18 protein-coding genes and 1 pseudogene are annotated in these 24,721 nt (G+C 64.5%); 6 read left to right on the top strand and 13 right to left on the bottom strand.

Annotated features, from left to right (window positions below; all coding sequences use genetic code 11):
* The 6 genes from HNP73_RS07715 to HNP73_RS07690 form a co-directional block, all read right to left on the bottom strand.
* Positions 1-894 (bottom strand): DUF58 domain-containing protein, encoded by an 894-nt coding sequence (locus tag HNP73_RS07715; RefSeq protein WP_184148109.1) that lies wholly within the window; start codon positions 892-894, stop codon positions 1-3.
* The gene (locus HNP73_RS07710; protein ID WP_184148108.1) at positions 894-1,916 is read right to left on the bottom strand and encodes an AAA family ATPase; all 1,023 of its coding nucleotides are present in this window, start codon (positions 1,914-1,916) and stop codon (positions 894-896) included. Before HNP73_RS07710 ends, HNP73_RS07715 begins: the two co-directional genes overlap by 1 nt.
* Positions 1,917-2,078: 162 nt before the next feature.
* Entirely contained in the window at positions 2,079-2,369 is a 291-nt protein-coding gene (locus HNP73_RS07705) for a methanol dehydrogenase (protein WP_184148107.1), read from the bottom strand.
* 70 nt (positions 2,370-2,439) lie between these two features.
* Complete coding sequence (gene moxG / locus HNP73_RS07700) at positions 2,440-2,982, bottom strand: cytochrome c(L), periplasmic (RefSeq protein ID WP_184148106.1); 543 nt, start codon at positions 2,980-2,982, stop codon at positions 2,440-2,442.
* A gap of 35 nt (positions 2,983-3,017) precedes the next feature.
* Positions 3,018-3,842, bottom strand: coding sequence for a methanol oxidation system protein MoxJ (gene moxJ / locus HNP73_RS07695; protein ID WP_184148105.1), 825 nt, complete (start codon positions 3,840-3,842; stop codon positions 3,018-3,020).
* A gap of 62 nt (positions 3,843-3,904) precedes the next feature.
* Entirely contained in the window at positions 3,905-5,809 is a 1,905-nt protein-coding gene (locus HNP73_RS07690) for a methanol/ethanol family PQQ-dependent dehydrogenase (protein WP_343063227.1), read from the bottom strand.
* Between the two features lie 476 nt (positions 5,810-6,285).
* Between HNP73_RS07690 and HNP73_RS07685 the strand changes: the two genes are divergently transcribed.
* The 3 genes from HNP73_RS07685 to HNP73_RS07675 are packed head-to-tail and all read left to right on the top strand — an operon-like array spanning position 6,286 to position 8,653.
* A complete protein-coding gene (locus HNP73_RS07685) occupies positions 6,286-6,585 on the top strand; it encodes a hypothetical protein (protein WP_184148104.1) in 300 nt (99 codons plus the stop codon).
* Positions 6,582-8,021, top strand: coding sequence for a histidine kinase (locus HNP73_RS07680; RefSeq protein ID WP_184148103.1), 1,440 nt, complete (start codon positions 6,582-6,584; stop codon positions 8,019-8,021). The genes HNP73_RS07685 and HNP73_RS07680 overlap by 4 nt, the downstream gene beginning before the upstream one ends.
* Positions 8,018-8,653, top strand: a complete 636-nt coding sequence (locus HNP73_RS07675) for a response regulator transcription factor (RefSeq protein ID WP_184148102.1) — start codon at positions 8,018-8,020, stop codon at positions 8,651-8,653. The genes HNP73_RS07680 and HNP73_RS07675 overlap by 4 nt, the downstream gene beginning before the upstream one ends.
* Before the next feature lie 16 nt (positions 8,654-8,669).
* On the opposite strand, the gene HNP73_RS07670 is transcribed toward HNP73_RS07675, so the two are convergent.
* The 6 genes from HNP73_RS07670 to HNP73_RS07645 all read right to left on the bottom strand — a co-directional run bounded on the left by HNP73_RS07670 (position 8,670) and on the right by HNP73_RS07645 (position 21,763).
* The gene (locus tag HNP73_RS07670; protein WP_281379205.1) at positions 8,670-9,152 is read right to left on the bottom strand and encodes a DUF5131 family protein; all 483 of its coding nucleotides are present in this window, start codon (positions 9,150-9,152) and stop codon (positions 8,670-8,672) included.
* A 331-nt stretch (positions 9,153-9,483) separates the two neighbouring features.
* Entirely contained in the window at positions 9,484-12,117 is a 2,634-nt protein-coding gene (locus HNP73_RS07665) for a DEAD/DEAH box helicase (protein ID WP_184148101.1), read from the bottom strand.
* Positions 12,114-14,912: a hypothetical protein gene (locus tag HNP73_RS07660; RefSeq protein WP_184148100.1), complete on the bottom strand. Its 2,799-nt coding sequence runs from the start codon at positions 14,910-14,912 to the stop codon at positions 12,114-12,116. Before HNP73_RS07660 ends, HNP73_RS07665 begins: the two co-directional genes overlap by 4 nt.
* Positions 14,887-15,279 carry a hypothetical protein gene (locus tag HNP73_RS07655; protein ID WP_184148099.1) on the bottom strand — a complete coding sequence of 131 codons (393 nt, stop codon included), beginning with the start codon at positions 15,277-15,279 and terminating at the stop codon, positions 14,887-14,889. Before HNP73_RS07655 ends, HNP73_RS07660 begins: the two co-directional genes overlap by 26 nt.
* Before the next feature lie 86 nt (positions 15,280-15,365).
* Positions 15,366-18,479, bottom strand: coding sequence for a sacsin N-terminal ATP-binding-like domain-containing protein (locus HNP73_RS07650; protein WP_184148098.1), 3,114 nt, complete (start codon positions 18,477-18,479; stop codon positions 15,366-15,368).
* Positions 18,476-21,763, bottom strand: a complete 3,288-nt coding sequence (locus tag HNP73_RS07645) for a TM0106 family RecB-like putative nuclease (RefSeq protein WP_184148097.1) — start codon at positions 21,761-21,763, stop codon at positions 18,476-18,478. The genes HNP73_RS07650 and HNP73_RS07645 overlap by 4 nt, the downstream gene beginning before the upstream one ends.
* A 104-nt stretch (positions 21,764-21,867) precedes the next feature.
* Between HNP73_RS07645 and HNP73_RS07640 the strand changes: the two genes are divergently transcribed.
* From HNP73_RS07640 to HNP73_RS07630, 3 genes are all read left to right on the top strand, one after another.
* Positions 21,868-22,872 (top strand): helix-turn-helix transcriptional regulator, encoded by a 1,005-nt coding sequence (locus tag HNP73_RS07640; protein WP_184148096.1) that lies wholly within the window; start codon positions 21,868-21,870, stop codon positions 22,870-22,872.
* A complete protein-coding gene (locus HNP73_RS07635) occupies positions 22,869-23,534 on the top strand; it encodes a HEPN domain-containing protein (protein ID WP_184148095.1) in 666 nt (221 codons plus the stop codon). The genes HNP73_RS07640 and HNP73_RS07635 overlap by 4 nt, the downstream gene beginning before the upstream one ends.
* A gap of 321 nt (positions 23,535-23,855) precedes the next feature.
* Positions 23,856-24,383 (top strand): hypothetical protein, encoded by a 528-nt coding sequence (locus HNP73_RS07630; protein WP_184148094.1) that lies wholly within the window; start codon positions 23,856-23,858, stop codon positions 24,381-24,383.
* 243 nt (positions 24,384-24,626) lie between these two features.
* On the opposite strand, the pseudogene HNP73_RS24135 reads toward HNP73_RS07630, so the two are convergent.
* A pseudogene (locus tag HNP73_RS24135) lies at positions 24,627-24,721 on the bottom strand (phage major capsid protein); the annotation flags it as partial.

Below are 24,721 nucleotides of genomic sequence, written 5' to 3'. Positions count from 1 at the left end.
TCATGGCAGGACCCGGGCCAGCGTTTCCGCGAAGGCCGCCACCTGAACACGGTCAAGGACCGTCACTGCCTCACGTCCCCGGGAGGCGAGCACCGCATGAAGCTCCTCACGGCGCCTCTCGCGCCCTGCCCGCCAGGCCTCGACCCGCCGCCGTCCGAGGACGACGAGGGCTGTCCTTCCGGTCTCGGGGTCCTGCATTCGTGCGATGCCAGGCAGCGGTCCGGTGCCGGTGTCGACGGCCTCAAGGGCACTGTCACGGAGCCAGACCGGGATGAGGGCATGTCCGTCGAACGCGGCCAGAACGGCGTCGAGGTCCGTCGGTGCGAGTTCCATGTCCGAGATCAGGACAACGAGCGTGCGCCGCCTTGGCAGCGCCGCGGCGATGCCGAGGAGGCCCTCGATGCCGGTCCCCGACGGACGGACGGAGAGTACCGTGTCGCGGAATGCCGCTGTCCGCTCCCGGCCGCGACCGGGCGGCAGCGCGAACTCCGCCTCGGACCCGAGCGCGACGGCGAGTGCCGAGGCGTCACCGCACGCGTGCGCGGCCTCGGCGAAAGCGCCTGCCAGAAGTGCTGCGAGGCGGTGGCGATCGCTTGCGCCGCGCGAAGCGAGCGAAGCCGAGAGATCGACGACCACATGCACGGTCACCGTCGTCGGCAGTTCGAAGCGCCGCACGGCTGGCATCCCGAAGGGATCGACGACCGACCGGCGCAGGTCGAGGCGGCGCGGGTCGGGACAGGCGAGGATCGGTGCGAGATCGGTGAAGAGGCCGTCAGCACCGGCGAAGCGGCCGCGGTGCGCGCCCGGCCGCACGCCAGCCTGTCGGCGGCGGAACTTCCAGACGATCGCACGACCCAGCGCGGCGAGCCCGGGACCATCTGCCTCAGAAGACATCATGCCGCCACCGGCACCGGCGCCCGCGCCAGCGCGGCGTCGACGAGCGCCGGGACGATCTCGGCCCGCCGGGCCTCGTAGACCGGCGCAAGGAAGATCCGGTGCGCGACGACCGGCCCGAGCACGGCTCGCACGTCCTCGGGCAGGGTCATGTTGCGGCCTTCAAGAAATGCATGGACGCGGGCGGCGCGCACGAGGCCCGAGATGCCCCGCGGCGATGCTCCCCCTGCGACAAGCCGCGCGACATCGACGCCCGGCAGGCCGACTTCCGCCGCATCGGGGGCGCGAAGGGTGTCCCAGAGCGTCATCACGAAGGTCCGGAGCGCCGGCGAGACGTGGATCGTCTCCTGTATTGCCGCGGCCGTGGCGGGCAGATCCCGGAAGGACAGCATGCCCTCCGGCACGCTGGCGATAAGGCGGTCCGAGTCGTGGAAGCGTGTTTCGAACACCAGAGCTTCGCGGGCCTCGCGACCAGCGGGCGCCGCGATCCCGATTTCCATGAGGAAGCGATCGCGGGCGGCGGCGGGAAGCTCGAATGTCTCGTCACGCTCGATCTGGTTGCGGTCGGCGAAGACCGTCAGGTACGGAAAGACGTGCTCGGTCCTGAATGCGGTGGCGCTTCCCTCTGCCATCAGGCGCAGGAGCAGGGAATGCACCTGCGGCCGGGCGCGGTTGATCTCGTTGAAGAAGAAGACGGCGAGGTCGGGCCCGTGCTGGAGGACCGGTCCGGGATCGACGCGGGGGCGGCCGTCCTCGGCAATCCAGGCGGTGTAGAGCAGGTCAGCGGGCATCAGGTCGATTGCCCCCTCCATCCGCGCGAACGGGCCGCCGAGGGCACGGGCGAAGGCACGCAGCAGCGTGGTCTTGCCGACGCCGACGTCGCCTTCAAGCAGCACGTGTCCGCGCGCGAGAAGCGAGACAAGGATGAGACGGATCGCGCGCTCCTGCCCGATCACGGCCCGGCCTATCTCTGCCTCGGCGTCGAGAGCGCGCCGCCGCCAGTCCTCAAGGTCGTAGGTCATGCGCCTGGTCTTTCGGTGGATCGTGCGGTGGATCGTGATCGTCAACCGCAGATCCGGTCGACGATGGGGCGCCCCGCCAGAATGGGAGGACGGGCGGGACGCCCGCAGCACGTCCGCGACATGACTGCCGGCGGACGTATCGCGGCTCATTCGGCTCGCGGGTCACTCGGCGGGAATATCGTCCACCTCGTAGATGAACTCGCCCGTCTTGATGAAGTAGGCGACGCGCCGGGCGTTGCGCTCGTCCATCTCCTTGATCGACTCGCCCTGCTTCGAGACCTCGGCCGGGTCGTGCAACGGATCGAACTCGGTCCCCTCGACGGCCTCCGGGAAGCCGGGCTTCGGCTCCCAGCAGATGCCGGGGGCACGGCAGTTGGTGCCATCGTAGGCAAACGCCGCGCCTGTGGCGGCGAACGCCAGAAGGGCGGCAGCGGCAAGCGTGGTTTTCTTCATGAGTCACTCCTCCGGAACATGCCCCGTGCGCGGGGCGGGAGAGGGGCCCGGTGCGTCCGGGCTCCCTCGGTCAGTCTGCGGACTTGTGGTCCGGCTGGAACGGCACGAACTTCGCGCGCTGCTCGGGGTCGAGCCACCTGGCGCTTTCGGCGGACCCGGTGTAGAGGTGCCGGATCCAGGACATCGTCTTCAGCATTTCGTCGAGGTTGAGCGAGCCGTACATCGGCCCCATCTGCCCGCGGGCGCCGCCGAAGATCGTCGAAAAGAGCCCCGTATCCTCGTTGTTGACCTCGTACGTCCAATAGTCGTCATTGAGGCCCGGGCCGATCTTGCCCTCGGCGTAGTGGCCATGACAGCCCGAGCACATGCCGAGGAAAAGCTGCTCGCCTTCCGGGAGCGCGGCCGGATCCTCGTTGTAGACGTTGACGCCCGTATCGAGGAACGTCCTGACCGCTTCGGTATCCCGGCCCTCCTCGGGTGAATCCTCGAGGTTCAGCGGTGTACCTTCGACGGTGCTGTAGAATGTGATGCTACCGAACGCGGCGGCAGCGGCACCGGCAGTGAGAGTGACGCCCAGGACGAGGGCGACGGTGATGCGGGGATGAAAGCGCATGTGACCTCTTGGTTGGCGCGGGGCGAAGAACCGGCTCAACTGCTCGGCGGCAGCAGCGGCACGCCTTCGCCCGCAAGGATGGCGTCGATTTCCGCCTTGTGCTCGACGAGGGCGACGTCAATCGCGTCGCGGAGTTCGGGCTTCGACTTCGTCACGCCGACCGACTGGCTGAACTGGAGGGGAACCTCCTGGCCGTTGGCGCGGGTGAGGTGGTTCGAGATCAGCGTTATCCGCAGCGGCACGCGCGCGGACTTCACGTAGCGGGCGACCTCGGGGGCGAACGCGATGGCGATGTCGGCGTTGCCTTGAGCCACTTCTGAAACGACGCGCGACGCCTCGACGTTGGTGTACTTGTTGCGCCGATCCTCGAAGTTCGTGAGGCTCGTCACGTAGATGAGGTTGTTCTCGTACTTGCCGGCATACTTCACCAGAAGCTCCGCGGGCCCGTGGAGACGGTAGGCGATGGTATCGAGCCCGGCATCGCCGAGCGCCTCCCATGTGTCGCCGCCGAGCGCGGTGTCCTCGCGTGTGATGAAGGCATAGCCGGTACGGTAGTAGGCTCGGGTGGTCAGGACGTGCTCATCGTCGCTGTCGACGCCCATCAGCACGTCGCAGAGGCCGGCATCCAGCCCGTCGCGGGCCATGTAGATCGCGTCCTTGTCGATCCAGACGAGTTCGAGTTCCTGACCGATCGCCTTGGCGACAACCTCGGCGATGCGGTTCTCGAGGCCCGTGCCGCCCTTCTCGGAAAGCGGGGCGTCCTTGGTCGAGGCGCAGACCCGCAAGGGCTCCCCCGCCTGGGCGGCACCGGCCGCGAAAGCAGCGAGAGCGACACTCGTGAAGAAAGTTCTTCCGTTCATTGGTTCACTCCGGTTGACTTGACCGCCCCGCCATCGCGGCAGGGCGGTCGCTCACGCGCTGGTCAGGTCGGCTCGCCCGGAACGGCGGGGTCGTACTCACCCACCGACGGGTCGGAGAAGGGGCTCTCGCCGTCGAGGGAGAAGACCATGATGCCCCCGCCCTGCTGGGTGTACTCCTGGAGCCGCTTGAACGCGCCAACCGAACCGAGGCCGGCCGTCGGATCCTTGAGATCGAAGACGAGACCCACGCCCGGCCAGCCGCCGACACCGTAGTAGATCGCCACGTACTGCCGGCCGTCGTGCTGGTAGGTCATCGGGTGCCCGATGACGCCGGAGGGCAGCTTGAACTTCCACAGGAGCTCGCCGGTATCGCTGTCGCGCGCCTTGATGAAGCCGTCGAGCGTTCCGTAGAACATCACGCCGCCGGCAGTCGCGAGGGTTCCGCCCCAGGCCGAGAAGCGCTCCATGACCTCCCACTTGAACTCGCCGGTGATGGCGTCATACGACTTCACCTGTCCGAGCCCGAGCATGTTCTCGCGGTCGCCCTTCGGGCCGGGGTACATCGAGAGCGTGGCGCCCACGAAGAACTGACCCGCGCGATACGGGAGCATGAACGGCTCCCAGTCCATGCAGATGTGGTTGATCCCCATGAAGAAGGACTTCCGCTCGGGGTCGTAGCTGTCGTGGCCCTGATTGTGGTAGCCCATCGCCGACGGGCAGATGTCCGTCGCCTTGTGGTCCATGCGCGTTCCGAACTCGGGGTCGCGCACCGGGATGCCGGTGTCGAGCTGGACGCCCGTGGTCCAGTTGACGGTGTCGTCGATCTTGTTCGCCGAGATCAGATCGCCGTTGGTCCGGTCGAGCGTGTAGACGATGCCGTTGCGGTCGGGGTGGGTCAGGAGCTTGCGGTCCTTGCCCTCCTTGTCCTGCTGATCGGACAGCATCATCACGTTGACGCCGGCGTAGTCCCATTCGTCGTGCGGCGTCTTCTGGTATCCGAACTTCGCCATGCCGTTGTCGGGATCACGGCCCCAGATCGTCATCGTCCACTTGTTGTCGCCCGGCCGCATCGTCTCGTTCCACGGCGCGGGATTGCCCGAACCATAGTAGAACAGGTCAACGCCGGGATCGTACGCGTACCAGCCCCAGTTGGTGCCGCCACCGATCTTCCAGGCGTCACCCTCCCAGGTGTCGATCCCGAGGTTCTTCTGGCCGTAGTGGGGGTTGGCGTCGTTGAAGTCTTCGGCGAGGCGCACTTCATCGTCCGGGCCGGTCGAATAGGACCGCCAGAGCTGCTGGCCGGTCTTGACGTCATAGCCGGTGACATAGCCGCGCACGCCGAGCTCGGCGCCCGAAGACCCGACGATGACGCTGTCCTTCACGACGTAGGGCGCGATCGTCAGCGTCGAGCCGACCTTGATGTCGGAGTTCTCGAGCATCCAGCGCGTCTCGCCGGTCTCGGCGTCCATCGCGACGATGTGGCCGTCGAGCTGGGTCCGCAGGATCAGCGGCTTGACCTCGTCGTCACCCGGCCAGTAGGCGAGGCCGCGGTTCACGACGTCGCAGCAGGCAACAGCCCGGGCGGTCGGATTCTGCTTCGGCTTGTTCTGCCAGAGAATCTTGCCGGGCTCGTTCAGGTCGATCGCGAAGGTGGTGTTCGGAAACGGTGAGTGGGCATACATCACGTCGCCGACGACGAGCGGCGTGCCCTCGTGACCGTTGAGGACGCCGGTGGAGAACGACCATGCCGGCCGAAGACGTTTGACCGACTCCTTGTCGATTTCGGTCATCGGTGAAAAGTTCTGCGCGTTGTAGTCGCGACCGGTCATCACCCAGTTCGCATTGTCCTTCGCGAGTTCGACGAGCTTGTCGTTCGAAAGCGCGGGACCGGCAGTGAGCCCCACGGCTGCCGCCAGCGTGACGGCGAGCATCGACGGGCCCCAATAGGGCCTGTTCTTCATCATCATTCCTACGCCTCCTGCGATGCTGCTCTCGGACCTGCAACGGCGGGTCGCCGCTCGGTCTTCTCCCTGGCGAGCAGTTTTCTATCCGGCGGGCTGCGTGGCATGGTCGCCTCTGCCCGTCCGATGGGCGGATTAAGCGCACGGGCCTTGCGACTGTCTACGGAACGAGTTCCCGACGTACTCGGGATAAATCTCCCGACTTGTGGGTGCTTTACCCTTTCCGGGTTGCAGCACGTCTCGAACTGCTGACAATGCGCGCAAATGCACAAACCAAGGAATGGAGGTATTAACCAATGCATGGCAAAGGGTTACGCGCCTTGGTTATCATCGCGTCCGTCGCGGCAGCGGGCGCTGCGGCGCTTGTTTGGCCCCTTCTCCACGGTCCTTCGGGCTCGCCTCATACTTTAGTTGAGACCGGGTCAACACTAACCCCTGAGGCGAATGACTGGCTGGTCGTCGGGGACGGTCGCGACCCGGCGGTGTGGCTCTCGGAACACCTCGACGCGGTCGATCCGTCCCGCGCGGCCACACTGCTCGGCGACCTTGCGGCCGCCTATGAGGAGACGCCACGGATGATCGCGAACAGAGCCGCACAGATCGCCGCCGAGACCGCCGGAGATCCCCCCGCCGACCGGCTCCTCGACGATCTCTCCTGGAGCACGCAATCCACCCGCTCCTTCGGTGCGGTCGCGCAAAACTATCTGGTGCTGCGACGCCTCGGACATTCGCATGCGAGCGCCATCGAGACGCTGCACGCGGCGCTGGGGGAACAGGGATGAGCGATCTCAGGACCATCCCGCTGCGTCGGGTCGGCGTGCTGCTTGCCTTGTGCACGTCGGTCGTCCTCAGTGTCGCGGTCGCGGGGATCCTCATTGCGAATGCGAGGCGCGCGACTCAGGAGGAGGTCGCCACCGCGTTCGGCCTCGCAACCGCCTACCTCGACCAGTTCCGTCTGCGCCTCCAGCAGGGCGGCTCGCCCATGGACGAGGCGCAGGCCCTCGCACGACAGTTTGACGCCCTCCGCCACATCGAAGCGGTCATCCTCGGCCCGTCAGGCGCGCCGATCGGCCCCGCCCCGAACGGTCCGGAAGCGTTCGAGGCGCCCGACTGGTTCGTCTGGCTGCTCTCCGGTGAACAGCACGAAGCGATCGCGCCGATCACCCGCTATCCGAACTTCTTCGGCAGCCTCGTCCTCCGAAGCGATGTGCGCGATGAGGCGGACGAGGTCTGGTCCGACTTCCGCGCGGTGCTGATCGCGATCGTGCTCGTCAGCATCGTCACTGTGGTTGCGACGCTGACGACCGTCCATCTCATCCACCGCTCGCTCGCGGCCTGCAATCTCGCCATCCGGCGGATCGCTGAAGGCGATCTCACCGCTTGTCCGCCGGTGCAGCGCCTGACGGAGTTTGCCGAACTCCGGGATGGCATCGAACATCTCGCGAGCGATCTCGGCCAACAGCAGGCCGAGAACCGCCTGCTCCAGCAGCGGCTGATGACCCTTTCCGACTCGGAGCGGCGCAAGGTCGCGAGCGATCTCCACGACGGCCTCGGGCCCCCGCTCTTTGCCCTGAGGGTCGCGGCCGCGGAAGCGGAGGTCGCGGCCGGCTCGACCAGCCCCGCGAGCCGCGTGGCCCTCGCCGAAGAGGTGGATGCCATCGGGCGCCACGCCGCCAACATCCAGACGACGCTCCGGGCCATCATCTACCAGCTGAGCCCGATGATCGAAGCCGGGGTCACGCCCGCGGAGCTGCTCGGCGACCTCGGCGCGAGCTTCGCCGAGATCGCACCGGAAGTCGCGCTGCGCTGCGACTTCGACAAGGACGTCAATGTACCGCTGTCCACGAACACCGGCTTTGCGCTCTCGAGGTTCGTGCAGGAGAGCGCCCTCAATGCGGTGCGCCATGGCGGGGCGCGCAGGATCTCGGTGTCCGTCCATCGCCGCATCGGGCCTGACGGGGCGGCGCTCCTCGCCTGCCGCCTGACTGACGACGGCATCGGGCCAAGGGATGGCGCCGGCCCGAGCTATGGCCAGACGGGGATCACGGACCGGGCCGTAGCGCTGGGTGGCCGCTACCGCCTACCCTTCCGCGTCGGCGGCGAGACCGTGACCGAGATCGAGCTTCCACTGTCGCCGTCCGACTTCCCCCCCGATCGCCGGGCCCTGCCAGACCACGGCCCCGTTCAGTCCCGAGTCGCTGAGGAGCCGGTGACATGACCCGCATCATCGTCGTAGACGATCATCCTGTTGTGGCAGAAGGCTGGTCGCGGGTGACCCGCCACCTCTCCGACTGCGAGATCGTCTACACGGCGACGCCGCTGCGGGCGTTTCAGGTCTCGCGGGAGAAGCCGCCCGATCTCCTCGTCGTCGATCTCTCCTTCGGGGACGAGCGGCTCGCCGGCATCAAGTACATCAGCCGCCTGCGACTGCATGACCGGCGCGTGCCAGTGCTCGTCTTCTCGATGCATCGGAGCGCGGTTCTCGTGCGGGAGGCCTTTCGGGCCGGCGCCAACGGCTTCGTCAACAAGGACGCCTCGCCGGAGGACATCAGCACTGCCTTTACCACCGTGCTCGCCGGCGGCCGCTACCTCGCGCCGGACATGGCGACCCGGCTCGCCTTCCTGGACCTGTCGACACCAGGCGAGCCAGCCCCTGCCGCGCTCACGGCGCGCGAGGTCGAGGTCCTCTCGCTCATCGCCACCGGCAAGTCCTACCGCGAGATCGCCCAGATCTCCTGCGTGAGTTACAAGACCGTGCTGAACATCGGGCACGCCCTCCGGACGAAGCTCTCGGCGAATTCCCTCCCGGACCTCGTCGTGAAGGCCGTCGAGTTCTTCGAGCCCAGATGATCGCTCCGACGGGCAATCAGCCAGTCACAACCCAGCCGCTCCGCAGCCCTTCGGAGCGCGGTCCCTGACGCGGATCTCGCTGGCTGACGGCGGTGGCCTGCATCAGGAAGCCCCTCGCCCGGGCCCGAGCCCATGCGACACCTTGCAGTTCCACGTCCCCGATTGGGCCAAGCGGCGGTTCGAACGAGATGAAGCGTGCATCGGAATTGATCTGCTTCAAGTGCTCGATCCTGCTGGTATGTGCGGCATCCTCGACCGAGACACCGAGCCAAATATGGCGCGGGACCGGCCCGCCCTGATAGCGACCGCGGACATAGTTGCGCATGAGGGAACTGCGCTTAGTCAGGACCTGGTAGATATGCCAGTCGGCCTGCTCCATGGCGTCGAAGACCTTGTCGACAAAGGATCGGTCGATGTCTTTGTGGAACAGGTCGCTCATTGAATTCACGAAGATCATCCGCGGCTTCTTCCAGAGCGCGGGCTGCGATCTCTGTTCCATCCGCCAGTCGGATGGATTTTTCAACAAGCACGCTTTGCAGCACCCCAAAATCCGCATGAAAGCAAAGACTTGAGGCTGTTTACCGGATCAGGCCCGGTTAACAGGTCCGGAGAATATCGGCCGGGAGAGACCGCTAGTGCGCAACTCAAGGCTCGGGCCGGTTAACAGCCCAAGCAGCATAACCCTCGAAAACAACGGAAAAGTCCGGCCGAAGCCGGATCGGGAGAACTCCCGCGAGGGTAAGTGGCGGAGGGGATGGGCCTGCCGTCGAACCTTCTCTAGCATCGCTGACCCAAAAACTCGGGTAATCGAGCTAAGGCTTCCTTACAACTCATCTGGTTCTCTCGGGGAGCAGGCATAAGAGCGGCACCGCCCGCGGCCGGCGAAACGGCGTGGTGACGGAAGGTAGGGTTTCGCGCAGTAAATCGAGCAGTGCCTGCGTCTCCGCGCATTCTGCGTGCGTCAGCGGGGCAGCCTGATCTTCTCCGGCAAGACACGCGTTGAGGCGGTGAAGCGCTTGCCAATCGGCGAGTGGCGGCCGCCCATCGGTTCCAGGTTCCTCCACCGCCAGGACTATGCGATGCACGGTGCCACCTGTTCCGGTAACCTCGTCTTCGACAGCAGCAAGAAGCATGGATTGGGCAAGGTTGCGAACTCGGCCGATCCGCACGGGCCGCCCTGCTGCCTCGGCGAGCGCATGGTCCAGAAGCGCGTGACCGACCCCCAAAAGGCGGTTCAGCCGCTCGTTTCCCGGTAGATTCCGGTCAAAGACGAGCCCATCGTAGCGCGGCTGCAAGTCGAGGCTGCGCTTCCAGTCCTCCGGGGTCGCGACCGAGAGCCCCTCTTCGCCCCGCATGACACGTCGGCCCATTAGCACCATGACGTTGCGAAAGAATGGCTCGAGCGCCGGAAGATCGATCCGGGGAATACTCCCTCCGATTGCGCCGAAGTCGAACCGGGCGACCTGACCTAGCATCGCGCGGACGGTCTCGAGAGCATCACGTCCACCGAATGTGGCTGTACGCGCGTCGAACCAGTCGGCCAGTCGCTCACGCTTGCTATCAGGGACGGCGGTAGCTCCTTCGGCGAAGAGTTCGTCGAAGAACCGCCCGCCCTGCATGCCTATCACGAGTTGAGCGATATCTTCGGCCTCTTCCATGGATGCTGAGAGCGCGGCCTGAATGCGCGCAAGCTTCGCCTCTAGAAGCGCCCAGATGCGAGCCTCGACAGTAGCGGGGTTACGGAGCAGGAACACCCGCACCGCCCGCTTCTGTCCGTAGCGATTGAGCCGGCCAACACGCTGGTGCAGGCGCATCGGGTTCCAAGGAAGGTCTACATGCACGAGGGTCGCACAGCGGTCTTGCAGATCGATCCCCTCGCCCCCCGCCTCGGTCGAAACAAGAAAGCGGGTGCGGCCGGCATTGAAATCATCCGCGGCGGCATCTCGAGAAAAACTTCGCACCCGAATTGCGCCATTCGCTTCCTGCACCGCTAGCCGTTCGTCTCCGTTAATGAAACCTGCACAGCCTTTTCCGAAGCGCGCCTCTAGCGCGGCAATGACGAGGGCTTGAGTGGCCTTGTATTCGGTGAAGAGGAGAAGTGGCTCGTCCGGGGGCAACTGCTCGTCGATCAGCGCGATCAGACGGGCAATTTTCGCCTCCGAGGTGATCCCACGGGCCAACGCGATGAGGTCGTCGAGCCGCTCGATTTCGCCCTGCATCAGGAATAGGGCCACTTGGTCTGGCAGCGCCTCATCTTGCTCGGCCGCTTCGTCGAGTGTCTCAACTTCTTCGAGGAAATCTGCTGTCGCCCGCTGCACCGCCTCCGTCAGCATCGCGCGTCGGCGTTCGAGTGCGCTGCGGATCGCCGCGATCGAACTCGCCGCCAGCTTCTGCAATGCAATGAGCAACAGCATTCGGGCTGACTGCTCGCGGCCCGTCAGACTCAACGCATAGGCGCGACCATCGAGGATGAAGGCGCTCATGGTCTGGTAGAAAGCAGCCTCGGCTGGCGTATAGTCATAGTCTACGGTTTCGGTGCTGACGGGTTGAAAGAGCGGCTTACCCCCCAGATCGGTCACCAGCGCCTTGTTGTTGCGGATCATAGCCTCGCGGAGCTTCGGAAGCTGATCGCCCACGGGTTGCCGAGGATCGAAGAGATCGGGCCGGATGAGCCGCATAAGCGCGAGGAAGCCGAAATCCTTGCCGCGGTGAGGCGTTCCCGTAAACAAGACGAGTGACTCTATCCTGTCCCTGTCTTGAAGCTCGCGGAGTAGATCGTAAGTCTGTGTCGAACGACGTTCCTGCGATTGGAAGTGGTGCGCTTCGTCAACCATCACCATGTCCCAGGGCTCGGCAGCAAGAAGACGGTCCCGAGCCGCAGGTTGACGCAGCGTGTGGAACGAGGCAACGACTTGCGAGGCCGTGTCCCAGAAGCTGATCTTCCCGCGGTCCTGCTCGCGCGTGTGTTCGCTGAGCCGGATGTCGAACATCGACTTAAGCCGTGCGCGCCACTGCGGTACGAGGCGCGCGGGGGCGAGGATCAGAAGCCGCTGGATACGCCCCCCTGCCAATAGAGGCGTCAGGATCAGCCCAGCCTCGATCGTCTTTCCAAGGCCCACGTCATCCGCCACCAGCCAACGCGCGGGCCAATGCTGCGTGACCTGGCGACACACCCAAAGCTGATGCGGCAGAAGCTGTACCCGCGAACGTGAAAACACCCCCCACTGGTCGTTGATCGAATGGATCAGTAGCGCCTGTGCGCGGGCGAGCACGGGGAGGGGATCATCGAGCTTACCCTCGGTCAGAGCGTCGGCGAGCGACCGGACCACCTCGACCTCGCCGCGCTCGACCTGTTCGAGTGCCGCGCCGAAACGGACAATAATCGTATCGCCCAAATCGTGGACAACACGGCCATCGCCGTGTCGCTGATGTCGAACTGGACAGTCTGGTGCGAGTGCGGTCATTCATCGGTCTCGTCGTCGTATTCCGTTACATCGGGCTGTTCTTGACTGTCGCCATTCCAGAGCTGAAGCGGAAGGTCCAGATCGCCGAGGAAAGCGGCGTCCGTGCCAAGATGATCGGCGACGAAGCCGTAGATTTTCGGTGAAAGATCCATGTGACCACGCTCGCCAAGGGGATATGCAAGCCGTTCCGCGAACAGTCGTCGCAGACGACCGGTGGCAGCCCAAGCGTAAGGTTGCATGCAGATCGCCTCATCACCGCGCCAGAAGCCGTGCCGGATCGCCTCGCGTATCATCCAGTTGGCCCCGAGCCCGAGGCTTTGCGAAAGCGGTGCGCCCTCGAGCCCGCGTCGCTGCCAAATCGGCTCGTAGGAGACGCGCCAGAGCTTGCTCAACGACACCAGACCTTCTCGGTCGACCACCACCGGCAGTAGACGGAAGGCGTCGGCGTAGTCCGGCAACCAGCGCGCGAGTGCATAAAGGTCGCAGATCGTTCGTCGCCATTGCGGGAATTCGATCTGCCAAACGTCGGGGCGGGCGAAGTCTTCGAGGCGTTTCAGCCAAGGAATGGCAGCCTCGCTCAACTCTCCCACACTGACTGAGTTGTTCGGAAACCTTGCCTCAGACATTTCTTGCCACCAGCCCTCTCGGACCGCGGCCTCGACGAAGCTTTTGTGGGCACCCTGATTGTTCCAGCCTAACGTTCGGAAGATGCCAAGAGCGAAGAAAGTGAACCAGCCGAGCCGGCTATCGGTGGCCTCGCAATCGCGAAGGCGTCCCGGAATGAACCCGTCGGGCCAGACGCGGCTGTCGTAGTTGCGCCGCCGATCGGTGTGCTCCCGTCGCCACCAGTCGCGGATCCGGGCGAGTTCTTCGGCCGGATCAGGCGGCGCGTCCCAAGCCTCTGCGGGGCCCGGGTCGAACGGCGACCACCGACCCGAACCGATGCTACGAGCAAGTGATGGATAGAGAATGGTCATGAGCCGACCGCGCGTGTCGTCATCAAGGCCCTCTACCAGTGCGCTTTGACGGAACTCGTCCGGATCGACGGGTAGCCAGTGCGGTCGCGCGCGCGCCAGAAGTGCACCCAGGCACTCGCCTTGGCGACCCTCTGCAACGTAGGATAGAAGCGCACATCGGGCAGCTTGGTCGACTGTCTCTTGCGCCCAGCGCTCAAAGGTCTCGGCGGTCCTCTGAAAGCCGCTCTGCCGTGCGGCCAGACGGTAGAATGAAAGAGCGGCGTTAGTATAGGAGCCGTCGGCAACGTCCGTATCGGGTGCGAAGTCTAGAATGCGGCGTTCCTCCTCATCCGCATCCACGGCATCGCGCGGCGCCATACGCGCCTCGCGCCAACTGCCATCGGCCATTCGGAACCTCGCACCGGCTGCAGCCTTCAGCAGTTCCTGCTGCTCTGGCCAAGCTAGGGCATTTACGAAGTCCTCGTCGAGAACTGCACCCAGCTTTGCGGCGGTTTCGGGATCAACCTGCTTGTTCTCACGTAGTTCTGCCTTGACAAGCTTTGCCGCATCGAAGGTTTGCGGGGCGTCGAACCCGAGCCGCTGGAGCAGCTCCGCTGCCTTTAGACTCACCGCCGATTGCGCGATGTCCGCGATCCCCCGCCAGCCCGTGAGCCGCCTGAGCCGGCTCTGCTCAGCAAGCGGCCCGGCGATCTGCCAGCGAACCTGATCCACACGCAAGAAAGGTGCGAAGGGTGCCGGCAGCCCGGTCGGCAGTGCCTCACGCTCGCGGAACAGGTGCGTTAGGCCACCTTCGCGGTGGAGGTGCGTCTCGAGCCGTTCGTCTTCGGCGTCGCGGGACACATCCGCTGTCAAGAGACGTGTGAGGCGTTCAAGGAACACTGCGCGCCCAGAGGCGCCGTCCCGGTCGGCAAGACCAGCACTTTCCGCAAAGCCCGTCCAGTCGCGTTCGATGAGGTCGTGGAGTTCGACCAACCTCTCCCCTAGCGCCCGACCCAGACGACTGAAGAGCGCCGCGCGCTCATCGACGCTGCCCGCAAGCCGTCCGCGTCCCGGATCGACGCGAAAGCCATAGGAGTTGAGAAGCCAGCCGGCCCGGCACTCCTCTTCAAGTGGCGCAAGCAACCACAGCCTGGCTAGGGTCTCGGGCAGCGCTTGAGGGCCGTCGGACCCGAGGGGCAAAAACAACGTCGTGTTCCTGTCCAGTATAAGCGCGAGCGCTTGGCCGGGTTCTGCGCCTTCGAAGACGACATGCTTGATCCCCGTCGCACCCGTCTCGCCGAAGCGGGCTTGGAACCGGCGGCCATTAAACTCGATCTCCCGGACTGCCCGCGCCGTGACTGGCAGCCACCGAACGCAACTTGCGAAGGCCGCTTGCGCCTTTTCAGCCTCAGCATGGCGCTCAGGGTCGATCTCGAGCTCGATAAGCGTCGCACGCCTGCCATTTCGGCTTTCGTCCTGGGAGAGTCTCCTTCCGCCCTCCCAAACCTCAGGCAACATGCCTCCCTTAACTCGGCAAGATGCCTCGAAACCGGAGGCGATACCCACCTCGCGGGCAATGAGATGCACGCTCTTGAACCCCAATCCGAACCGCCCCGTCACATCCTCGCGCTTTTCAGAAAGGTTCATGAGAAGCATGTTGAAGAGGTCTCGCTGCCAGCCCTCGCGTTCGCCGTCGGCCGGACGCCCGGGACGATTGATGAGACGTCCCCAGTGCTGTAGGCGCACACGCTCGGTCTGGAACGCAACACGGCACAACGACGCCCCCTCGGGCGGGTGTTGAAGCGTCGCGTCGTCAGCGTTCTGGAAGAGTTCGAACACCACGCGCGCAGGGCCATAGCCCAATGCCCTGGCGGATCAGCGCGAGCAGTTCGGTAGCCGTCTCTGGCGACGCAACCTCCTCCCAGAGCGAACGCTTGGCCGCGGGCAATTGGTCTGCACGTCGGTTCGGCAGGATGGACTGCTCGTCCCTCTCATACTGCTTCAGAACCTCCCGTAGCTTCGACCCCCGGACCGGTTTCAATTCTGCCAAGATCTGCGGCAGGCGATCCTCGAGGCTCGCGCGCGTATCCTCGACCGTCGCTCGTTCGGTGAGGAACGCTTGCCGGAACTCCTCGAGGATGGAGTCCTCGTAAAGTCGGAAGTGCCACAGCCCGAGTGGTCCGACGGCTTTTATCAGTTCCTCCAAAGTGCGCGTGTCGATTGACCCATCACAGTCGGCAAGCGAAATTTCGTGGACTGTCGTGCTCGGGTCAACAGTGGCACTGATTGCCCTTAGCCTGCGTTGCTGATGATGCCCCGCTCCAAGAACCTCAGGTCGAGCACATCCTCGGGCTTCCAGGCGCTACCGCGACGGTTAAGGAGCCAGGGGGCCCGGCGGATCTGGTCCAGGTTAGGCTGGTCGACCCGTGCGAGTGCCTCGATAATCTCGGCGGCGAAGCGCGAGGGTTCGGGTTGGCCGAGGCAAAGCGCGATCTGTTCCTCGGGCGACCAGAGCGGGACCAGCGCCTCGGCGCGTATCCTGGCCTTCTGCTCCATGGCACTACCAAGCATAGGCACAAGGGCGGTCATGCTCGCTGGGACAGGCCAGTCGCGGTTCGATTGGTGAAGGCCGTTCGATGACGCCCAACCGCCCCGCGTCGTAGGCAGGATCGGTAGCTTGCGGAGCAATTCCTCCGGGATGTCAGCGCACAGGATCGCCTCAGCCGCCTTTAGGTCGAGGCCACGCTCGGGCAGCTCCTCAGCGTGACGGTAGAGCAGATCACCAAGTTCCTCGCCCCCGATCGTAGAGATCGACAGGTGGCGAGCCTTGGCCCGATCGAGCGTATCGAGAATCTCAGCCGGCACCAGGGCATCTTGAGTTGAGGTCGCGATCAGCCGCGCGATAAGCGCGTCCAGCGCCGGGGCTGTCTCGCGCAGCGCCTCGAGTTTGACGCTAGGATCAAGCGCACGCCGATCCCCGGCTGCAAGCGCCCGCAGGGCGTCGCGCTTATCCGCATCCTCCGTGAAGATGCTGTTCATCAGCGCGGCGCGGGCCTGAGGCGGACCGAACGCCTCGGCTCTTCGTGCCAACGAGCAGACGGCTCCGGCATCGAGGCTAGCCAAGCGGAAAATGGGCCGAACGGATGGGCTATGGCTCACATCTTGCAGTGCAGCGGCAACTGCATTTGGCAAGATGAACGCATTCGAACCGGGCAGCGCATCTTCAAGCAGCCCGAGGAGTTTTTTCTCTGGCGGTGTATCCCGGAACAGCAGCCCTTCGCGCGCGGTGGCGTCGAGTTCGGCAAGGCTCAGCAGGCGGCTGCCACCACCATAGAGCGCCCGAACCACAGGAAGTTGGCGAAGCTCCGGGTCGGCAAGTGCCATTTCCAGGTTCTTTAGTCGGCGCACGATCGCGAGGGATGCCGCACCTGCGGCTTCGCCCCACGCTTCGTTCGCGAACAGCGGCTGTAACGCTGCGATTAGAGGTCGCGCCTTGTCGGCGTCGAGCGTCGGGCTGTCGGCCGTCCCCTCCGGTAGCCATGCTCGCGGCAGACAAAGCGGCGCGTTCTGCGCCTGCGCAAGTGCGCGCAACACGTAGCGCTCGGAGGCAGAGGGTGGCAACGGCACGATGTCCGCACAGTTTACGGCGGCGAGAACCTCGGCGATCCGGGCATGCGGTGCGAGCGCGCGCGCCGAGGCGATCGCCTTCCTCAGCCGGTCGATGATTGGACCGGCTGCAGCCTCGCGCAGGTCGTCGTTGGCGCATGCGACTAGTAGGAAATCGGTCAGAACGTTCGTGTGTCTTTCGCTTGCAAAGCACTCGGGTTCGAGCCCCGTCAGAAACTCCTTTAGCTCGTCGGGGGTCCAGCTCGGCACTTCGGGCGCGAGCAGGGCGTCTGCGCCACAGACCAGAGTTAGGTTACGTGCCGCAGCCCATTTGGCGACATCGGGCAATAGCTCTACGAGCGCGACCCGCCCACGCTCGTCGGGTCCCGGTAGCGGCCGCAGGGCCGTCCCAGCGGGAACGAGGCGCCAGCGTGCCACGATGCTGTCTCGAGTGACGTCAATGCAGCGGGCCAGCACGTATTCGTCCGCGATAGCTTGCCGGTGAATGCGGCCGAAGTCGCTGGTCGCGAGCGCCCTCACAGCGGCGGCCAGCGCCCCACTTGAGAGTACCTGTTGTGCCTGTGCGTCGTGGAATACGGCTGGGATCAGCGGCAAAACGAGCTTGTCGCGGAGGCTACGGTTCCAATCGGCACGTACCGCTGCCTCGTTCGAAGGCTTCATCTTGGAGTGTGTCGAGCCCGCACCGTCCAGCCCGATGACAGCCCTGCGCCCGCTGTCTACGAAAAAGCATCCGTGCAGAAGCAGCTTCATGCGCCCCTTGCCTTCGTAGTGGAGGGCACGAAAAGCCTCTGTCACCGGCAGAAGCACAGACCAGTCGCCAAAGAGCCGCCCATGGCTGTCTGGCTCGATCACTAGGATTGTGGCGCCGTGTGGCGTGGCCTTTTGCGGCTCCTCCTCGTCGGTGTCTGGGTTACGACTGCGCGGCCAGTTCGCCGACTGCCGGAGGTCGCTGCGGAAGGTATCGGACGCACGCCTCTCGCGGCCAAGGCTGACGATACCAGCGCCGAGCGCACCCCCGAAACTGCGATCACCCGGCGGGAGAGCGTAGCCGACCATGCCGGGGGCCGCATCACGGTCGAGTTCAATGCGCACGCCGTTGATCTCGACCGCCACGCGGTGCACATGGCGCAGCGATGCCAGCATTTCAGCGAGACGTTCGCGGTCTGCAATTGGCGAAAGACTCTCGGGCGCGATATCCGAGGCCACTACGCCGCTGCTCTTCGGCTTGGGGCGCAGTCCGGGACGTCGCAGGGGAAACCACAAATTCAGTCTTCGAACAGAGGAAATAAAGCGCTCCCCCGCCGCAACGATAAGGGAGGCATCGCTTTCGTCAACTTTGGCCCAGCGAAGGCAATCATCGCCTTCGCGTCCGAGCGTCTCGAAAGGGTTAACGACAAAGGGTAGGTGTTCTGTTCCGTAACCACAGGGAACAACGACAAAGGCATCGCAAAGGTGAAAAACTGATTTCTGCCCGAGGCCGAACCGCCCCACGGCGGATTCGTCGAGCGCCTTCACGCTTCCGCCGAAGGTCTGCATGCCTGTTGCTGAGCCTGCGTCGAAACCACCGTCGTTGACCAGCAAAAGGCCTGGCCCACGGAGCAGTGGATTGGCAGCATCTGGCCACCCGTTAAGAAGGCTTACGGCTACGCTTTCAGCTTCAGCTTTCGGATCATCGGCATTCTGCAGAAGCTCGCGAAGGACAGGAAACCCATCGGCATAGGGATAACGCTCAAGATTGTGGCGCAAATGCTCAACGATATCCTTTGGGTCGAATCTCATAGCGCCTCTTTGATTTCAGTGAGTGCTGTCACTGCACAGAGCGTGTTAATCAGCCGCATCTGCTCGACCGTCTCGCATTTCGCCTCTCGCAGACGCGGCGCGCCGAAGACCAGCGCCAGCCCTTTGGCACGCGAGACAGCCACGTTGATGCGGTTGAGGGAGAACAGGAAGTCCATCCCGCGCGGCGTTTCCTCGGCCGAGGAGGCTGTCATTGACACAAGGCAGACCGGCGCTTCCTGGCCTTGGAACTTGTCCACGGTGCCGAGGCGAATACCCTCGGGCAGCGCCTCGCGCAGGGCATTTACCTGTGCGTTGTAGGGCGCGACTACTATGACGTCGGACTGGCGCATGGGACGCGTCGTGCCGTCCTTCTCTGTCCAGGTACCCGTCAGCAGTTGGTGGACGGCAGCCTGGATCGCCGCGACTTCCTCTGGCGCGATCTGGGCGTTGCCCTCATGCGGGATCGACACCCAGAACGCACCCGCCGGGGGAAACGCGGTCCCGGCCACGACCTGGCGCGCAGTGTCAGGGTGACTGGTAAGCCGCCCCTCGTAGACTTGCTCGGAAATGAAGCGGCAGACCTCCGGATGCATCCGGCGTGAGACTGGCAGGAAGATGCCGCGAGCCGACGGCACTGTCGCGTGATTGCGCAGCATCCAGTCAAGACAGGAAAGGTTCGCGGGCTCCGGATGCGCGCCCTGGATGACCTGGGGCAGTTGGCGCGGATCGCCAACCAGCACAATGTTGCGTGCGGATCGACCCATGGCGACCATGTTGGCAAGGCCCACCTGTCCTGCCTCGTCTACGAAGAGCCAGTCAAAGGCCTGCACGTTCTCATCGCGGGTGAAGAACCACGCAGTCGCTCCAACAACCTGCCTGCCACCAGCGGCCTCGGCATTGTCGGTCGTGCGACGGACGGGGCAATCATCGGGATAGCTGTCCTCGTCTCCCGAAGTCTTATGGACGAGGTCGAGAGTGATCGGCAGGTCCACATCTTCCAAAGCGGCAAGGCAACCCATCAGCACGTTGCGGATGGCCTCATGGCTGTTCGATGTCACGCCGACACGTGCGCCTTGCCGCACGAGCGACAGGATCGCCCGGGCCGTGACATAGGTTTTGCCTGTGCCTGGCGGCCCCTGGATAGGCAGGACGGTTTCATCCATGGCGCCCACGGCAGCAATGGTGCCCGCAACCGGATCGGTGACAGGTTCCAGCGTACCGGTCGTCAGGCGGGGCGCCGTGCGGGACAGAAGATCTTCGGCCGCCCGGTAGGCGCGGGAGCCACACTGATCAGCGATCACGTCGCGCAGGGCGGTGGCGATGACATCGGTACTCGGCGGCCAGTCCGGGTGCAGGGTCAGACTGTCAGTCAGAAGATGCGCCTTCGCCGCCCCGGCCTTGAGGGTGATCTCGCGCGAAGTCCGATCAAGATCGATGATGCTGATTGTGGCAGGCGGCCCGTCAAGGACCGGCACGGTCGCGTTTTTGCCGCCCCGCAACTTCGTCTCCTGCTGCGGGAAGCGATAGGTGCGCGCCATCGAGCGTTTCACGGGCTCAGCCGCGCCCACAGCCTCGAGCCCGGCAAGCGCGTCGAGATCGTCGATCAGATCATCCTCGTCCTTGCCAACGCTGTCGAACACCGCCCATTGCGCGGGCTTCGCCTCGCGCTTGTGGAAGAGGCCGAGGTTGAACAGCATCTCCTTCCGGTCGTCGGGCAGGTCAGAGTCCGCCAGGGCCGAACGCAGCTCTCTCGTGTCGGCGTCCTCCTCCGCCTCCTTCATGCCCGCATCCTGACCGAGCGACGGCCAGGGGCTGCTGGGGCGAATGCCGACCAGCCAATCCCTCAGTTCCTCGGTCGAAATGCAGTCGACGCGGTTGTAATCCTCGATCTCGTTGAGGATCTGCTGCTCGCCAGTCTCGCGCCAGCGCTCATAGGCCACGACCGAACCGCCCGCCGTCTTCACCTCACCATCGCGCTTGCGGCCATAGAAGGCCTCCATCGACTTGATGGAGTAATTGGGCTCAGAGCCGATCAGCGCACCGCGCACGACGGCGAACAGATCCACGAACCGCCGCTCCCGCAGAAGCCGGTCAAGGAAGGCCTCGCCGATCCCGTACTTCGTGGTCAGTCGGCGCAGGGCGGTGATTTCGTAGGGGGCATAGTGATAGATGCGCGCGGACGGATAAGCCGTGAGGCGCACACGGAAGAACTCCAGCAGCTCAGCGAGCGCGCGCGCCTCCGCGGCATGATCATGCGCCCAAAACGCCCGGAACTGGCCGTCGAACCAGACGCCGTGCAGGTATTCGAGGCCGCCCTCGAAATGTGGATCGCCTTCGATGTCGTAGAACAGATCGCCGGCCTGCGGTTCGGGCAGCAGGTCGAACCCCTTGCCGGGTTCTGGTGCGCGCAGTTCGAAGGCGGGCATCGCAGTCTTCCGGGCGTGTTGCAGGCGGGCCTGCGTCACCAGCCGGAGGCGTGTGTTTTCCGCCATGCCGCGGATCGGACGATCGAGGCTGGCGAGGGCTTCCATGGTCTGAATACCCGCTGCTTCCAGCTTCTTCACCTGTCCACGGCTGACGTTGGCGACATTGAACAGGCTGTCCTCGGCCTGCCAGACATCGGCGCAATGGTCGCCCCAGCGGCAAAGACCACAGTCTGCGCAGGGGATTGGACGGGTTGGCGGCGGATCGGCCACGAAGGCTTCGAGGCGCTGTCGCGCCATGCGGGCATAGGCTGCGTAGTCCGAAAGCCGGAGGGTCGCGCGGGTGCCGTCCCCCAATTCGACATGGGCGAACTCGGGCGCCACGCCCTGAACCTCGGTCAGCAAATCGGAATAGAGCACCAGTTGCAGCACATGTTTCGGGTGCGGGCGGCGCTTCAGCTTGGTGTCGGCAACCTCGTAGCTGAAATCCCCGAGCGCCGAGGGACGCTCTACCCGTTCCAGGAAATCCGACCAGCCGCCCCAGTTGCCTGACAGGAAAGCTCCCTGGAAGACGACCTCCGGCCCGGCCGCCAGCGCTGCGCGCGTGGTTTCGGCGTCGGTCGCAAGGTTGCCTCGCACAATCTCCACGACACCACGACCCGCTGCGCCCAGCTTTGCCAGATGCCCGGCCTCGTGGGCGTCGCCCTGCTTCTGCAGCAGTGCAACGTCCTCGCTGTCTTCTCGCGGCTCCGGGCCGGTGCCGCGCATATGCGCCAGATCTAGGGTCGTCGCGTGCGCACATCCCATGAAGCGCATGAGATCCGAAGCGGACAGAAGGATTTGGCCGTCGAGGTCCCTCATTACTGCTCCAATACTAGCGGCGCTCGATCCTGAGGGAATCGCCTCGACAGATTGCAAGTTCATTAATAGCTTATGCTGGTGTCAATTTCTGACATAGAGATCAAATGTCTTTCGCCAAGGCTCAGGATCTGCTCCGTCTCGCCCAGATGGCCGCCTCTCGGCGCGGGGGTGTCAGCCTTGAGGACATCTGCACCGAATTCGGCGTCTCGCACCGCACGGCGCAGCGGATGACAGAGGCGCTGGACGCCGCCTTTGCCAATGTTACGACCGTGGATGACGAAGGTCCCCGACGGTATTGGCGGCTGGAAACACCGCCGCCCGAACGTCTGCAACCACGACAGGAAACGACCATTGAGGCATTGGAGATCGCTGCCCGCGACGCCCGGGGTCAGGGGCGATTTCGCCACGCCCGCGCGCTCGAGGATCTGCGTGACGGGCTGCTGGCGCGGTTGAGCCCGCGCGATGCAACGCGGTCCGAAACCGATGCCGAGGCGGTGCTGGCAGGTCTGGGCCAGGTCATGCGTCCCGGTCCGACCGTCACCCTGCGCCCTGCAGTAACTGACGCCGTGATCGAGGCGCTGCGAGGGCCGTTTCGCCTGAGCGTCACCTATGGATCAGCTGACGCCGCGCCCCGGGTAATCGAACCACACGGGTTGCTGTTGGGTCACCGCAGCTATCTTGTGGCCCGCCAGCCATCACGCAGCGGGACCATCCTCAACTTCCGCTTGGATCGGATCCATGCCGCCGAAGTGCTGGAGGAAAGCTTTGCCATCGCACCGGGGTTCACCCTTGAGGACTACGCCGCCAAGGCATTCGGCGTCTATCAGGACCCTGCGCAGTACGGCGAGGTGGTCTGGCGTTTCGCACCGGAGGCGGCCGAGCGCGCCACCGAATTCCGTTTTCACCCGACACAGGTGCTCGAGCCACAGAACGACGGCAGCCTGATTGTCCGCTTCACGGCGGCGGGGTGGCTGGAAATGGCCTGGCATCTCTATCAATGGGGCGACAAGGTCGAGGTGATTGCACCAGACGGGCTGCGGGCCTTGGTCGATGGAGCCGGATTTCGACGCCTTGCCATGAGCGAATTTTCAGAGGGGGATTGTGAATGACGGATATTCTCGACCACGCGGCGCTGAAAACCAAGCAGCGCGCCATCCGCGATGGCTTTCCCGAAACTATGGGTCTGCGCGCCCATCGTGCCATCAGCTGGATCGGACGCGCGGAAGCCTGCGGCGAAGACGACGACGCCCGCTTCATCTTCCTCTGGATCGCGTTCAACGCGGCCTATGCGGACGAGCGGGAGTTCCAGCCGGTTGCGCCCCGCGAACGGGCTGCCTTCGTCGATTATTTCGGCAGGCTGGTGGCGCGCGACGCGGGACGACGGATCTACAAGGCATTGTGGCAGCGGTTCTCGGGTCCGGTGCGAATGCTCATGGAAAACCGCTACGTCTTCAATCCGTTCTGGCAACACCACAACGGGATCTGCGGCTTTGAGGATTGGGAGGAGAGGTTCAAGGCGTCATCGAGGAGCTTTGCGCAGGCATTCCAGGCTGGCGATAGCATCCGGGTCCTGAGCTTCGTCTTTGACCGGCTATATGTCCTTCGCAACCAGCTGGTCCATGGCGGCTCGACCTGGAACAGTGGCGTAAACCGGGCGCAGGTGCGCGACGGCGCCGCCATCCTCGCCTTTCTGATGCCGGTGTTTGTGGACCTGATGATGGATAATCCGCACGAGGATTGGGGGCGGCCGTTTTATCCGGTGATCACCTGAGATGCTGGGCGGCGCGCCACGATCATGGGGCCCGAGCTCAGCTTCCGTAGTTCTTGCGTCTTGTCATTTGCGGGTCGATTTCCGGCTCGTCCCACTTCCCTGCGACGGCCATCCTCTTCTCGATCTCGGCCTGCAGCTTTGGGTCGCCCGGCGCAGAGGTGGAACGTGCAGAGCCGGTTCACGATCTGCCTCATCAGCTCACGCATGTCCTCGTCGGTGATATGCGATACCTCCGTCCACGGGATGCGCCTGCCATCGGCATCGACCATGGTGACGTCGCTCCAGTCGCCGGTATGGGTTACGGGCGTGAGGCCCGCATGAATGTTCTCGATATGGGTGTTGCGCACGCAAAGCATCGCCATGATTTTGGCGAGCTTGGCCGCGATCCGTTTAGCGCATCGTCACTGGTTCTGGCCTTGGCTCCGAAGGTCCCTCACCCGGGCCGTTGCGGGTGTACCCTGGAATGATTTCCCCGTCTCTGATGAACGGCGGTACGATTACTCGACCGAAGTTCCGCGAAACGATCACGCCGCGCTCCCAACTGGCTTCGCCGACGACGGGGGCAAGCCGCGCTGCACGCCACCGATTGCCGGATCGAATGAAGAGCCGACCGTCCAGCCGAACCACCCGATAGCCTTCCGCGAGTTCGGCGGCGAGAAGCTCTTCGAGTTCGTTGTACTTGTCGTCGCCGTAGATCGGATGGGCCCCGGCTTGCCGAAGAAGCGCACCGTAGATCGTGTCAAATCTGGAATTGCGCGGTACGCGGGCAGCATCGGCCCAAATGCCCTTGGCGATTTCATTTCGGCGAGCCGCCGCGAGGCGACTGAAGTTGTGGGGCCGTCGACATAGAGGGTGGCAGCGCGGTCGAGAATCGGGCGAAGTCGCGCCTCGACCCATCCCGCGAGCGAGTCCGAAGCGGGCACTAAGACACGCCCAAATCGGTTGACGGGTACGAGCATTTTGCCAGCAATCTCTCGCAGCTTCAGGTTGTCCTTGGCCAGGCTACGGTCAAATGTCGGATCGCCATCGAGCTCCTGCGCGCCGCGCACAATTGCCGCGATGTCGAAGCGGTGGGCTCCAAACCCTGCGAGGCCGGGTGAAGGCGTCGAGATCGTCGTTGATCAGCGTCTGGCGGGTGATCGCGACCACCCGGCCATAGGTCTTGACCTTGTAGCTCTCCTTGCTCT

It is taken from the genome of Amaricoccus macauensis (genome assembly GCF_014201905.1).
In the GTDB taxonomy this organism is placed as follows: Bacteria; Pseudomonadota; Alphaproteobacteria; order Rhodobacterales; family Rhodobacteraceae; genus Amaricoccus; species Amaricoccus macauensis.
This window is presented reverse-complemented; position numbering and strand designations above follow the sequence as displayed.